This is a genomic window from Halomonas shantousis, from assembly GCF_054654615.1.
On record NZ_BAAIER010000002.1, the window covers coordinates 3,688,911 to 3,702,998 of the forward strand.

The following is a 14,088-nucleotide window of genomic DNA, read 5'->3' on the forward strand; positions in this document are numbered from 1 at the left end:
TAGAAGACGCGGGGCGATTCACCCCACTGCCTGCCATTTCCCCGCTGAAACCGCTACAATCGCGCCCCTTTCCCTATTCTCATCGCTGACACTGCTAGTCGCTGACACCGCTAGCCGTGCTCAGCCGATGCACTGGAGACCAGCGTTGATCGCCACTGCCAATATCACCATGCAATTCGGGCCTAAGCCCCTCTTCGAGAATGTCTCCGTCAAATTCGGTAACGGCAATCGCTACGGCCTGATTGGTGCCAATGGCTGCGGCAAATCCACCTTCATGAAGATCCTTGGCAGTGACCTTGAACCTTCCAGTGGTCAGGTGATGCTCGAGCAGAATCTGCGCCTTGGCAAGCTGCGCCAGGACCAGTTCGCCTACGAGAACGAGCGTGTCATCGACACCGTGATCATGGGCCATGCTGAGCTGTGGCGTATCGCTGCTGAACGCGAGCGCATCTATGCCCAAGCCGAGATGAGCGAGGAGGATGGCATGGCGGTAGCCGAGCTAGAGACCCTATTTGCCGAGATGGACGGTTACACCGCCGAGTCCCGTGCCGGCGAATTGCTACTCGGGCTGGGCATTCCTCTCGAGCAGCACTTCGGTCCCATGAGTGCCGTCGCCCCGGGCTGGAAGTTACGTGTACTGCTCGCCCAGGCGCTGTTTGCCGATCCCGACATACTGCTGCTCGACGAGCCAACCAACCACCTTGATATCAATACCATCCGCTGGCTTGAGGGTATGCTCAAGGCACGTAGCTCGACGATGATCATCATCTCCCACGATCGTCATTTCCTGAACAGCGTATGTACCCACATGGCGGACCTTGACTATGGCGAGCTACGGCTGTTCCCGGGCAACTACGATGAATACATGATCGCCGCCACCCAAGCCCGCGAGCGCCTGTACGCTGACAATGCCAAGAAGAAAGCCGAAATTGCCGAATTGCAAACCTTCGTCAGTCGTTTCTCGGCCAATGCCTCCAAGGCCAAGCAGGCTACTTCACGTCAGCGCAAGATGGATAAAATCCAGCTTGAAGAAATCAAGCCGTCGAGCCGCGTCAGTCCGTTCATCCGCTTCGAGCAGAACAAGAAGATTCATCGCCATGCGCTGAGCGTCGATAACCTTGCCAAGGCCTATGACGACAACGTATTGCTCGATCGCTTCAGCATGCAGATCGAAGCGGGCGAGCGGGTGGCGATCATCGGCCCCAACGGGATTGGCAAGACCACCCTGCTCAACTGCCTGGTAGGCTCAACGACTGCAGACAGTGGCGAAGTAAAATGGACTGACAGCGCCGAGATCGGCTACTTCGCCCAGGATCACGCCGATGACTTTGAAGGTGGCGAGACGCTGTTCGAATGGATGAGTCAGTGGACTCCTGCCGGCGAGCAGGCGATCCGTGCCGCGCTGGGGCGCATGCTGTTTTCCCACGATGATATCGGCAAGTCGGTCAAGGTGATTTCCGGTGGCGAACAGGGCCGCATGCTATTCGGCAAGCTGACGCTGCAAAAGCCCAACGTGCTGGTGATGGACGAACCGACCAACCATCTCGATATGGAATCGATCGAAGCCCTCAATCTGGCGCTGGACAACTACCCCGGCACCCTGATTTTCGTCAGCCATGATCGTGAGTTCGTCGGCTCACTGGCTACACGCATCATCGAGATGAAGGAGAACGGCATCACCGACTTCAGCGGTAGTTATGACGATTATCTACGCAGCCAAGGGATCAATGGGTAACCTCGTGTAGACAAGAAGCTGTAATGAATGAAGCTGCGCTAAGCGCGGCTTCATGCTTCCAGTGCTTCATCCGTCGAGTTCGACACGGGCGAAACGACAAGCATAAGCGAGCCAACAGGCAAGACGAACGAGGAACGCCTCTTTCGATAGCTAACGCAAAAACCCCCTGCCCGTATGGACAGGGGGGTCGAAGAGGTGCCTGACGATGGCTCGGCCGGCGTTCCGGAACTCTCCATGAGAAGATCCCTTGCTTTCCTCCACACCAACAAAATACCCCAGCTTCTTTCGAAGCTGAGGTACGGTATAGGTGCCTGACGATGGCTCGGCCGGCGTTCCGGGACTCTCCATGAGGAGACCCCTGGCTTTCCTCCACACCAATAAAATACCCCAGCTTCTTTCGAAGCCGGGGTACGGTATAGGTGCCTGACGATGACCTACTCTCGCATGGGGAGACCCCACACTACCATCGGCGCTGAGCGGTTTCACTGCTGAGTTCGGCATGGGGTCAGGTGGTTCCCGCACGCTATGGTCGTCAGGCGTAACTGGTGTCGTCCCGCGAGGCCTTCCGGCCCGCCGCGCGACGACGCAACATGGATCTGCTGACCGCGATACGTCTCTGGTATCCGGCAATTGTCGAGGTGACCTCAGACCCCTTGGGGTTATATGGTCAAGCCTCACGGGCCATTAGTACACGTTAGCTCAACGCATTGCTGCGCTTCCACACCGTGCCTATCAACCAGCTGGTCTTGCTGGGCCCTTCAGGGGGCGCAAGGCCCCAGGGAAGTCTCATCTTGAAGGGGGCTTCCCGCTTAGATGCTTTCAGCGGTTATCCCGTCCGTACATAGCTACCCGGCAATGCGATTGGCATCACAACCGGAACACCAGAGGTACGTCCACTCCGGTCCTCTCGTACTAGGAGCAGCGCTTCTCAAACTTCCGACGCCCACGGCAGATAGGGACCGAACTGTCTCACGACGTTCTAAACCCAGCTCGCGTACCACTTTAAATGGCGAACAGCCATACCCTTGGGACCGACTTCAGCCCCAGGATGTGATGAGCCGACATCGAGGTGCCAAACACCGCCGTCGATGTGAACTCTTGGGCGGTATCAGCCTGTTATCCCCGGAGTACCTTTTATCCGTTGAGCGATGGCCCTTCCATACAGAACCACCGGATCACTAGAACCTACTTTCGTACCTGCTCGACGTGTCTGTCTCGCAGTCAAGCACCCTTATGCTCTTGCACTCAGTGCACGATTTCCAACCGTGCTGAGGGTACCTTCGTGCTCCTCCGTTACGCTTTGGGAGGAGACCGCCCCAGTCAAACTACCCACCACACACTGTCCTCGACCCGGATGACGGGTCTGAGTTAGAACGCCAATGATGCCAGGCTGGTATTTCAAGGTTGGCTCCACCCGAACTGGCGTCCGGGTTTCCAAGCCTCCCAGCTATCCTACACAAGCAACATCAGCATCCAGTGTGAAGCTATAGTAAAGGTTCACGGGGTCTTTCCGTCTAGCCGCGGGTACACAGCATCTTCACTGCGATTTCAATTTCACTGAGTCTCGGGTGGAGACAGCGTGGCCATCATTACGCCATTCGTGCAGGTCGGAACTTACCCGACAAGGAATTTCGCTACCTTAGGACCGTTATAGTTACGGCCGCCGTTTACCGGGGCTTCGATCAGGAGCTTCGCGTGAGCTAACACCATCAATTAACCTTCCGGCACCGGGCAGGCGTCACACCCTATACGTCCGCTTGCGCGTTTGCAGAGTGCTGTGTTTTTAATAAACAGTTGCAGCCACCTGGTATCTTCGACCGGCGTCGGCTTCACCCGCAGGGGCTTCACCTAATGCCGGCGTGCCTTCTCCCGAAGTTACGGCACCATTTTGCCTAGTTCCTTCACCCGAGTTCTCTCAAGCGCCTGGGTATTCTCTACCTGACCACCTGTGTCGGTTTGGGGTACGGTCGCATGTGATCTGAAGCTTAGAGGCTTTTCCTGGAAGCGTGGCATCAATGACTTCCAGACCGTAGTCTGTTCGTCTCGTGTCTCGGCCTGGGGATTCCGGATTTGCCTGAAATCCCAGCCTACTCACTTTCACCCGGACAACCAACGCCGGGCTCACCTAGCCTTCTTCGTCCCCCCATCGCAATCACATCCGGTACGGGAATATTGACCCGTTTCCCATCGACTACGCCTTTCGGCCTCGCCTTAGGGGCCGACTCACTCTGCTCCGATTAGCGTAGAACAGAAACCCTTGGTCTTCCGGCGGGGGAGTTTTTCACTCCCCTTGTCGTTACTCATGTCAGCATTCGCACTCGTGATATCTCCAGCAAGCTTCTCAACTCACCTTCACCGATTTACACGACGCTCCTCTACCGCTCATCCAGAGGATGAACCCGTAGCTTCGGCACCTGGTTTGAGCCCCGTTACATCTTCCGCGCAGGCCGACTCGACTAGTGAGCTATTACGCTTTCTTTAAAGGATGGCTGCTTCTAAGCCAACCTCCTAGCTGTCTAAGCCTTCCCACATCGTTTCCCACTTAACCAGGATTTTGGGGCCTTAGCTGACGGTCTGGGTTGTTTCCCTTTTCACGACGGACGTTAGCACCCGCCGTGTGTCTCCCACGCTGTACTCACCGGTATTCGGAGTTTGCCTCGGGTTGGTAACCCGGGATGGGCCCCTAGCCGAAACAGTGCTCTACCCCCGGCGGTAATACGTGAGGCGCTACCTAAATAGCTTTCGAGGAGAACCAGCTATCTCCGAGCTTGATTAGCCTTTCACTCCGATCCACAAGTCATCCGAATCTTTTTCAACAGATCCCGGTTCGGGCCTCCAGTTGATGTTACTCAACCTTCACCCTGCTCATGGATAGATCGCCCGGTTTCGGGTCTATTCCCAGCGACTGGTCGCCCAGTTAAGACTCGGTTTCCCTACGCCTCCCCTATTCGGTTAAGCTCGCCACTGAAAATAAGTCGCTGACCCATTATACAAAAGGTACGCGGTCACCCAACAAGTGGGCTCCCACTGCTTGTACGCATACGGTTTCAGGATCTATTTCACTCCCCTCGCCGGGGTTCTTTTCGCCTTTCCCTCACGGTACTGGTTCACTATCGGTCAGCCAGGAGTATTTAGCCTTGGAGGATGGTCCCCCCGTCTTCAGTCAAGGTTTCACGTGCCCCGACCTACTCGATTTCACGTTGGTTGGATTTCGGCTACGGGACTGTCACCCGCTATGGTCAGGTTTCCCACCCTGTTCGCCTATCGGCCCCAACGCTTAAGGGCTGGTCCCCGTTCGCTCGCCGCTACTGGGGGAATCTCGGTTGATTTCTTTTCCTCGGGGTACTTAGATGTTTCAGTTCCCCCGGTTCGCCTCGCTGCACTATGTATTCATGCAGCGATACTCACCTGATGGTGAGTGGGTTTCCCCATTCGGAAATGCCCGGGTCGCAGGTTGTTTGCCACCTCGCCGAGCCTTATCGCAGGCTTCCACGTCCTTCATCGCCTCTGGCTGCCAAGGCATCCACCGTATGCGCTTAATCGCTTGACCATATAACCCGAAGGGGTCTGGTCTGCGATCACTACGACAATTGCCGGATACGCTTGAGACGTATCTTGCTCTCTTATGCCTAAGAGAGACTTTTGTCAGCATGATCCATATTGTTAAAGAGCGACTGTTCAGAGAACAGTGATAAGCGCTCAGCCAGGCCGGAGGGCCTGTTCAGCGTTTATCACTGGTCACGAAACGAGGACTGTCGGGAAGTGAGGATGGTGGAGCCAAGCGGGATCGAACCGCTGACCTCCTGCGTGCAAGGCAGGCGCTCTCCCAGCTGAGCTATGGCCCCTCTGATGTCCCTTGATGGGATAATTTTAGTCAGGGCGAGGCATTTCGTGGCGCCGCCTAGCCTGCTAGGCAAGTCACGAAATAACGAAGCACTGGATAAAATTTGGTGGGTCTGGGCAGACTCGAACTGCCGACCTCACCCTTATCAGGGGTGCGCTCTAACCAACTGAGCTACAGACCCAGCACCATACTAACTGCTAAGCCTGTTGCAGTTCGGTCGGCCGACCTCACCCTCCTTCCCATTTAAGGTCAGGGGGTGCGCTCTAACCCACTGAGCTACAGACCCGGCTTCAAACCACTGGGTCCGCGACCCAAACAGTCTTTTGCTCTGGCCGATCAGGTAATTCATTGTGGACACTTGCCGGGAAGAGGCGAGTCGTCGATTAAGGAGGTGATCCAGCCGCAGGTTCCCCTACGGCTACCTTGTTACGACTTCACCCCAGTCATGAACCACACCGTGGTGATCGCCCTCCCGAAGGTTAGGCTAACCACTTCTGGTGCAGTCCACTCCCATGGTGTGACGGGCGGTGTGTACAAGGCCCGGGAACGTATTCACCGTGACATTCTGATTCACGATTACTAGCGATTCCGACTTCACGGAGTCGAGTTGCAGACTCCGATCCGGACTGAGGCAGGCTTTCTGGGATTCGCTCCACGTCGCCGTCTTGCAACCCTTTGTACCTGCCATTGTAGCACGTGTGTAGCCCTACCCGTAAGGGCCATGATGACTTGACGTCGTCCCCACCTTCCTCCGGTTTGTCACCGGCAGTCTCCCTAGAGTTCCCGGCCGGACCGCTGGCAAATAGGGATAGGGGTTGCGCTCGTTACGGGACTTAACCCAACATTTCACAACACGAGCTGACGACAGCCATGCAGCACCTGTCTCTGCGCTCCCGAAGGCACCCCGGAATCTCTTCCGGGTTCGCAGGATGTCAAGGGTAGGTAAGGTTCTTCGCGTTGCATCGAATTAAACCACATGCTCCACCGCTTGTGCGGGCCCCCGTCAATTCATTTGAGTTTTAACCTTGCGGCCGTACTCCCCAGGCGGTCGACTTATCGCGTTAACTGCGCCACTAAGTCCTCAAGGGACCCAACGGCTGGTCGACATCGTTTACGGCGTGGACTACCAGGGTATCTAATCCTGTTTGCTACCCACGCTTTCGCACCTCAGTGTCAGTGTCAGTCCAGAAGGCCGCCTTCGCCACTGGTATTCCTCCCGATCTCTACGCATTTCACCGCTACACCGGGAATTCTACCTTCCTCTCCTGCACTCTAGCGTGACAGTTCCGGATGCCGTTCCCAGGTTGAGCCCGGGGCTTTCACAACCGGCTTATCATGCCACCTACGCGCGCTTTACGCCCAGTAATTCCGATTAACGCTCGCACCCTCCGTATTACCGCGGCTGCTGGCACGGAGTTAGCCGGTGCTTCTTCTGCGGGTGATGTCGTTCCTGAGGGGTATTGACCCCCAGGCCTTCTTCCCCGCTGAAAGTGCTTTACAACCCGAAGGCCTTCTTCACACACGCGGCATGGCTGGATCAGGCTTGCGCCCATTGTCCAATATTCCCCACTGCTGCCTCCCGTAGGAGTCTGGGCCGTGTCTCAGTCCCAGTGTGGCTGATCATCCTCTCAGACCAGCTACGGATCGTTGCCTTGGTGAGCCGTTACCTCACCAACCAGCTAATCCGACATAGGCTCATCCGATAGCGCAAGGTCCGAAGATCCCCTGCTTTCTCCCGTAGGACGTATGCGGTATTAGCCTGGGTTTCCCCAGGTTATCCCCCACTACCGGGCAGATTCCTATGCATTACTCACCCGTCCGCCGCTCGCCGGCGAGGTGCAAGCACCTCCCGCTGCCGCTCGACTTGCATGTGTTAGGCCTGCCGCCAGCGTTCAATCTGAGCCATGATCAAACTCTTCAGTTTAAAATCATATGGTCCGTTAAGCGGACCAAACTTGGCTCAAGGTCAAAGCTTCTCTTGACGAGTCGCTTGCCTTGAAGGTCTTGGTGACTGTTCACCCCTTCGCCGGCAAGCGCCCACATGAATTACCTGATCGATTGTTAAAGAGCGTCTCGCTAAACGCACCAGACCATCGCCTGGCGTCGCTTCCGGCCCGAGGCCCCCGCCGCGAGAGAGGCGTATTCTACTGAGCCGGCCGGATTTGTCAACCCCGGATGGCCTGGCGATCGCTGCAGATCGTCGGGCCCGCCCTAGGATGGCGGCCGTCTCGAGTGGGGCGCATTCTACCGTTTCCGGCGGCGTCGTCAAGCGATTTTCGGCGTGCCCTGAACTCACGGCGCCATCGAAAAACCCAACGACAACAATACCTTGCCTCACTTCCCACCGCCGGCGACGTCTGGGCGTCGGCAGCAGCGGAGGCGTACTTTACGGCCCCCGGCGTTAAGACGCAAGCCCCTGGCGAAGAAAAACTTCGCCTTGCGATGCGCAGCGGCCAAGGCGGCGCTGAAGCGAGAACTGCCAGGCAAGGGAGGGAAAAAGCCGGAAGACGATAGCGCGACGCCCGCGCAGGGCGGGCGTCGTCAGCTCAGGCTCAATGGAACAGCAAGGGGATCTTAGCCTTGCTTGCTAGCTCCCCATCAGGGGGTCCCAGTGGTTGACCGCTCCCATGACCAGCAGCGCAATAATGCCCGAGGCCAGCAGATAATAGGCTGTAGGAATAATGGTCATCCGCAGGGTACGTCCCTCGCGCCCCAACAACCCGACCGTGGCCGATGCTGCCACCACGTTATGGATGGCGATCATGTTGCCGGCTGCCGCCCCCACCGCCTGCATGGTGACCGTGAGGATGCTGGAGATACCCAGCAGCTCGCCGACGCTGAACTGGAACTGCGACAACATCAGGTTGGAAATGGTGTTGGAGCCGGCAATGAAGGCACCAAGCGCGCCGACAGTGGATGCGAACAAGGGATAGACGCCCCCCACTGCACCGGCTACCAACTGCGCCATGGCGACCGGCATCGAAGCCAGATCGGCTTCATTAACACCGGAATTGATCAGAATGCGCACCATGGGAATGGTGAAGATGAGCACGAAGCCTGCGCCCAGCAAGGTACGCGAGGATTCGGCGACCGCGGCCTTGAGTGCGCTCAGGCGCATGCGATGCAGAAAGTACGTCGCCAACACCACGATCACCATGACACCGCCAGGCAGATACAGGGGCTGGATACTGCCGGAAACTCCCGTCTCTCCGAGGATATCGCTCCAGCCGAAGACCAGAAAGCCGGTAAAGAAGTCCTTCACCTCGGGAATGACTCGCGAGATGACGAGAATGACCGCCAGCAGCAGGTAGGGGACCCAGGCCAGCGTTACCGGCATCGGAGCCCGACCACTCACCTCGTCGAGTTTGATCTGCAGATTGCCCAGCCACTCGGCGGGCCATTCCGATGCCGGAGCGAAATCCCAGCTCTGCCGAGGGAGCAGGAAGCCCTTGCGTGCCGCCGGAACGACGATCGCCATGCCCACCAGTGCGCCGAACAGCGACGGAAACTCGGGTCCCAGGAAGATCCCGGCCAGTGCGTAGGGAATGACGAACGCCAGGCCGGCGAACAGCGCGAAAGGCGCCATTGCCAGACCCTCCGTCCAAGAGCGCCGGCGTCCGAAGAAACGGGTCAGCATCACGCACATGAACAGCGGCATGACCACACCGACCACGGCATGCGTCAGCGCCACGCCGGAGGTGATCAGATGATAGAACGTCTCCCAACTGGAGCCATTGGCCGCGAGCTGTTCACTGATCGCGGCACGATCGAGACCGCCGCTAACGCCGACCACGATCGGTGTGCCCACCGCACCGAAGGAGACCGGTACGGACTGAATCATCATGCCGATCACCACTGCCGCCAGCGCCGGAAATCCCAGCGCCACCAGCAATGGCGCAGCAACGGCAGCGGGCGTACCGAAGCCGGAAGCGCCTTCGATGAAACAGCCGAACAGCCAGGCGACAATGATCGCCTGGACGCGGCGGTCCGGGCTGACACCGGAAAAGCCGCCACGAATCGCGGTAATGGCCCCGGAGTGTTTAAGCGTATTGAGCAGCAGGATCGCCCCAAAGATGATCCATAGCACGGCGGCGGTGAGGATCAGCCCCTGCAGGGCCGAAGCCACGACCCGGGTCACACTCATCTGCCAGGCGAACAGGGCAATGAGTACCGTGACCAGCAGGACCAGCGGCATGGCGCGCCTTGCCGGCCAGTTGAGCCCTACCAGCAGCACCCCAGCCAGTATCAGCGGCACGAAGGCAAGGAATGAAAGCAACGCGTCAGGCATCGTGTTCTCCATCGTTTTTGGATTGCGCTTTTTTCGGGACGAAGCACGCCGCGACACCGCCCGTGAAAATCAGGCGGTACCGGAATCGGCAAATAGAAATTGCACAACGGTCAGGCGCGGCCGTGCCGCACCTGTCTCAGGGGGCTAGCAACGCCTCACCAGCACCACCAGTTCACGAGGACCGTGGACGCCATACGCCAGCGTCTGCTCGATATCGGCAGTCTTGCTGGGGCCGGATACCAGAAGCGCATTGGTAGGCATGCCCTGCGACCAACGCTGGGTTTCGAGCACATCGAAAAAAGTGTCCTGCAAGGTGTCGGCATCGAGCACGGCGATGTGCAGCGGAGGCACCAGGCTCAGGCGGCGCGGTTCATCGGGGGTCGGCCATAGCCAGAGGCTGCCGGTTTCGGCGATGCCGCCACGTGTCGAGGTCAACCCGGCATCCAGCGTCTCGAACTGCTCACGGTGCCACTGCTCGATATCGCGATCGGCATCGACCAGTTCGATAGCACTATGCGCCAACGCTGCTCGTGCCTCGGCAGCGACAGGGTGCTCACGCCCCAGCCCCAAGCGCTTCACTCCCTTGTCGGCCAGGACGGTGGCGAGTACGGCGGCCCAGTTGGCGCGGTCAGTATGGATCACCTCGCCATGCACCGAGGCGATCTTCTCCTCGAAACGCTGCAGGCGCTCCTCAGGCGTCCAGCCACGCCCGGTGACCACGGCAAAATCGCTTTCGGGAGGCGTCAGTGCGCCATCGGTGCGCTCACGCAGACGCTTGAGAATCGAATCCCGCGCACTCATGACCGATCTCCCTTGTCATCCTTCCCCGGTGAGGCGGCGCGATGCTGCTTGACCAGCGCATGCAGCGTCTTCGCCGCGGGCTTCGGTGCAGTGCGGTAATCGGTCCAGACCCCGAGCTTCGCCGGCGCCAGGGCGCGCAGCCGCCCCGCCACGCCCGTGCCCGCACGCCAGGCGCCGGGGTGGGTCGCCAGCCACTGCCAGCTCTTCCATGCCAGCAACTCCTTGCGGTCACGCTTGGCGCCAGCCCCCTCGACATTGCCGCGTCCTTCTCCCACGGCCTCCTTGCGCAAGCGCACGAGCAGATCGGGAATCGGAATCTTCACCGGACACACCTCACCGCAGGCACCGCATAGACTCGAGGCCGTCGGCAGGTCCTTGGTGGTTTCCAGACCCTGCAGGTGAGGCATGAGAATGCTGCCGATGGGGCCGGGATAGGTGGTGCCGTAGGTATGGCCGCCGACCCGGGTATACACCGGGCAGTGATTCATGCACGCGCCGCAGCGGATGCAGCGCAGGGTGTCGAGCAGTTCGTCGTCCTGATAGATATTGGAGCGTCCGTTGTCGACCAGTACCAGGTGCACCTCCTCGGGACCGTCATGCTCGCCGGGCTTGCGCGGGCTCGAGATCATGTTGAAGTAGGTGGTGACATGCTGCCCCGTTGCCGAGCGCGTCAGCAGCGCATACAGCGGCGGAACGTCACGCAGGTGCTCGACGACCTTCTCTATGCCGGTCACCGCGATATGCATCGGCGGTACCGTCGTGGTCAGGCGCCCATTGCCTTCGTTCTCCACCAGACATAGGGTACCGGTTTCGGCGACGGCGAAGTTGACCCCGGAGAGCCCCACATCGGCCGCCATGAAGCGCTCGCGCAGTTGATGGCGCGCTGCAGCAGTCAGATAGTCGACATCGCGGGTGCGCTGGGTGCCGGTCTTGTCGTGCAGCAGATCCGAAATCTCGTCGGTGTTCTTGTGGATCGCCGGCATGATGATGTGGGAGGGCGTCTCTTCGGCGAGTTGCACGATATACTCGCCCAGATCCGATTCCAGCGCCTCGATGCCCGCCGCCTCGAGATGCGCGTTCAAGTGCATCTCCTCGGAAACCATCGACTTGCCCTTGATCATGCGCTTGGCGCCACGCGCCTCGCACAACTCGCGAATGATGCGACACGCCTGCTCGCCATCCTCCGCCCAATGCACCTGAATGCCGTTGGCCTGGCAGTTGGCCTCGAGCTGCTCGAGCAGATCGGGCAGCTTGGCCAGGGCACGCAAGCGAATGTTGGCACCGAGTTCGCGCAGCGTCTCCAGATCCCAGTCGCCGAATGCATCGCGGCGCTTGACCATCAGACCATCCATCGCCTTGCGGAAGTTGGCGCGAATCTGCGGATTGTTCAGCGCATTGTGCGCCTGGGCGTGAAAGTCCTGGGGGACGAACGTCTGTACCACCGGCTTGGCAGGACGTGCGCCCTGCTCGATTGCGGACTGGCTCATGAGGTACGCCTCCACAGGTAGCTGGCAATATGCTCGCCGCGCAGGGGCCGCTGTTCATGTTCGAAGCGCCCGCCGATGTTCATCAGGCAGCCGCAGTCGGAAGTCACGAAATGCTCCGCCCCCGCCGCCTCGATGGCCTGCGTCTTGTCGTCCACCATCGCTGCCGACACTTCGGGATGGCGCACCGCGAAGGTGCCGCCGAAGCCGCAGCACTCCGCCGCGCGAGCCTGCTCGACCAGCGTCACCTGACCGAGCTGTTTGAGCAGCATCGGCCCGGTATCGGCCAGGCCCATCTCGCGCCGGGCACTGCAGGAAGTATGCATGGCCACGCGCTGCGGCGTGCCGGTGTCGTTGAGCTTGACGTGGCAGACATGCACCAGAAATTCGGTGAGCTCGTAAACGCGTGATGCCAACTCCCGGGCCTGCTGCTCGCGCGGGGTGCCGGCAAACAGCTGCGGATAGTGGGTGCGCATCATGCCGCCGCAGGACCCCGACGGCACGATGACCGGCCAGGGTTCGGCGAACAGGTCGAGCTGGGCCGCCGCCACGGCGCGGGCCTCGTCGTGGTAGCCCGAGGTATACGCCGGCTGGCCGCAGCAGGTCTGATCGTCGGGAAAGACCACTTCGATGCCTTCGCGTTCAAGCAGGCGGATGCCATCGAGCCCGGCCTCGGGATAGAACATGTCGATCAGGCAGGTGCCGAAGAAATACACCTTGTCGGGCTTCGGCGGGTACATTTTCACGGATGTCATGTCAGGTTCTCCTCATTCCGGGCCAACCGCCCCTGGCGAGCCGGTCTCCCGAAGCGGCATCGGAGCGGACCAATCTCCGCCGCTCGGTAAATTGGTAAAACCAATTTACGTTTGTTATCGAAGCACCTTATGAGCAACGTGGACAGGGAGTCAAACTCGCGCCGCCATTTTCGCGTCAAAACGACTTATACTTTGGTATTGAGCGCAACTGCCCAATATTAAGTCATTGTTTGCAAAAGACGTTTGAAAAGAACCCGACAATGGCCGGCCAGGCATGAACCGCTTAATATTGGTAATACCAATTGGTCGGTAGGCGATATGGACAGCCTTTGACACAATGCGACGCATCAAGAACGCGACGTCCGGCCAACCGGCCCACGATTCATGGAAAACACGCATGGTTTATCATCCCGTCCGACAGCCCCGTATCGCCGACGTCATCACCGAGCGACTTGAAGCCATGATTCTCGAGGGCAGCCTAAAGCCGGGACAGAAGCTGCCGCCCGAGCGGGAGCTGGCCGAGCGCTTCGGCGTGTCACGCCCCTCCCTGCGCGAGGCGATCCAGAAGCTGGCCGCCCGCGGTCTGTTGACCAGCCGCCAGGGAGGTGGAACCTACGTCAATGAGGAGCTCAACAGCGGTTACAGCGACCCGTTGCTGGAACTGCTGTCACGCCACGGCGAGTTCAATCTCGATCTGCTCGAGTTCCGAGACGCGCTGGAAGGCATCTCCGCCTACTACGCAGCGCTGCGCTCGACGCCCGCCGACAGAGCCATGCTGGTTCAGCGCTTCGAGGAACTCGACAGCAGCTACGCCTCGCCGGCGCACAAGGACGACCCGTTCCACCAGGCCCGGGCCGATGCCACCTTCCATCTGGCCATTGCCGAGGCGGCACACAACGTACTGTTGCTGCACACCATTCGAGGCATCTTCCATTTACTGGAAAAGAGCATCGTCGCCAACCTCGCCCACCTGTTCGAGAAGCCCGATTCCCGCTCGCGCCTGATGAGCCAGCATCGCGCCCTGCTCGATGCCATCCTCGCAGGACGCGCCGAGGAAGCCCGGCAGAAGGCTCACGAGCATCTGGTTTTCGTCGAGGAGGGACTGCTCGAGATGGAGCGTGCCGAGACCCGGGCCCAGCGCGCCCTGCGCCGCGCCCAGAGCCTGCCATTCTCTTAGGTAT

At 59.4% G+C, this 14,088-nt stretch carries 6 protein-coding genes, 2 tRNA genes and 3 rRNA genes; 2 read left to right on the forward strand and 9 right to left on the reverse strand.

Translation table 11 applies throughout. The features are described from left to right. The first annotated feature begins 145 nt into the window (after positions 1 to 145). Entirely contained in the window at positions 146 to 1,735 is a 1,590-nt protein-coding gene (locus ACYQ12_RS17455; RefSeq protein ID WP_459874191.1) for an ABC-F family ATPase, read from the forward strand. A 421-nt stretch (positions 1,736 to 2,156) separates the two neighbouring features. Here the strand turns inward: ACYQ12_RS17455 and rrf are convergent. From rrf to ACYQ12_RS17500, 9 genes are all read right to left on the reverse strand, one after another. Beyond that, positions 2,157 to 2,272: ribosomal RNA gene (rrf, locus tag ACYQ12_RS17460) — 5S ribosomal RNA — on the reverse strand. A 126-nt stretch (positions 2,273 to 2,398) separates the two neighbouring features. Then, positions 2,399 to 5,285, reverse strand: a 23S ribosomal RNA gene (locus ACYQ12_RS17465). Between the two features lie 219 nt (positions 5,286 to 5,504). Next, a tRNA-Ala gene (locus tag ACYQ12_RS17470) sits at positions 5,505 to 5,580 on the reverse strand. Between the two features lie 103 nt (positions 5,581 to 5,683). Further along, positions 5,684 to 5,760 (reverse strand) — tRNA-Ile (locus ACYQ12_RS17475). A 203-nt stretch (positions 5,761 to 5,963) separates the two neighbouring features. Then, positions 5,964 to 7,503, reverse strand: a 16S ribosomal RNA gene (locus ACYQ12_RS17480). The 16S, 23S and 5S rRNA genes sit together here with 2 tRNA genes alongside, the layout of an rRNA operon. Positions 7,504 to 8,166: 663 nt before the next feature. Continuing rightward, the gene (locus ACYQ12_RS17485) at positions 8,167 to 9,867 is read right to left on the reverse strand and encodes an L-lactate permease (protein ID WP_459874193.1); all 1,701 of its coding nucleotides are present in this window, start codon (positions 9,865 to 9,867) and stop codon (positions 8,167 to 8,169) included. Positions 9,868 to 10,011: 144 nt separating this feature from the next. After that, entirely contained in the window at positions 10,012 to 10,668 is a 657-nt protein-coding gene (locus tag ACYQ12_RS17490) for a LutC/YkgG family protein (RefSeq protein WP_459874195.1), read from the reverse strand. Further along, entirely contained in the window at positions 10,665 to 12,155 is a 1,491-nt protein-coding gene (locus ACYQ12_RS17495) for a LutB/LldF family L-lactate oxidation iron-sulfur protein (protein ID WP_459874197.1), read from the reverse strand. The genes ACYQ12_RS17490 and ACYQ12_RS17495 overlap by 4 nt, the downstream gene beginning before the upstream one ends. After that, positions 12,152 to 12,907 carry a (Fe-S)-binding protein gene (locus ACYQ12_RS17500; protein ID WP_459874199.1) on the reverse strand — a complete coding sequence of 252 codons (756 nt, stop codon included), beginning with the start codon at positions 12,905 to 12,907 and terminating at the stop codon, positions 12,152 to 12,154. The genes ACYQ12_RS17495 and ACYQ12_RS17500 overlap by 4 nt, the downstream gene beginning before the upstream one ends. A 397-nt stretch (positions 12,908 to 13,304) precedes the next feature. Here ACYQ12_RS17500 and ACYQ12_RS17505 point away from each other — a divergent pair, with 397 nt between their 5' ends. Next, entirely contained in the window at positions 13,305 to 14,084 is a 780-nt protein-coding gene (locus ACYQ12_RS17505) for a GntR family transcriptional regulator (RefSeq protein ID WP_459874201.1), read from the forward strand. The last annotated feature ends 4 nt before the right edge of the window (positions 14,085 to 14,088 follow it).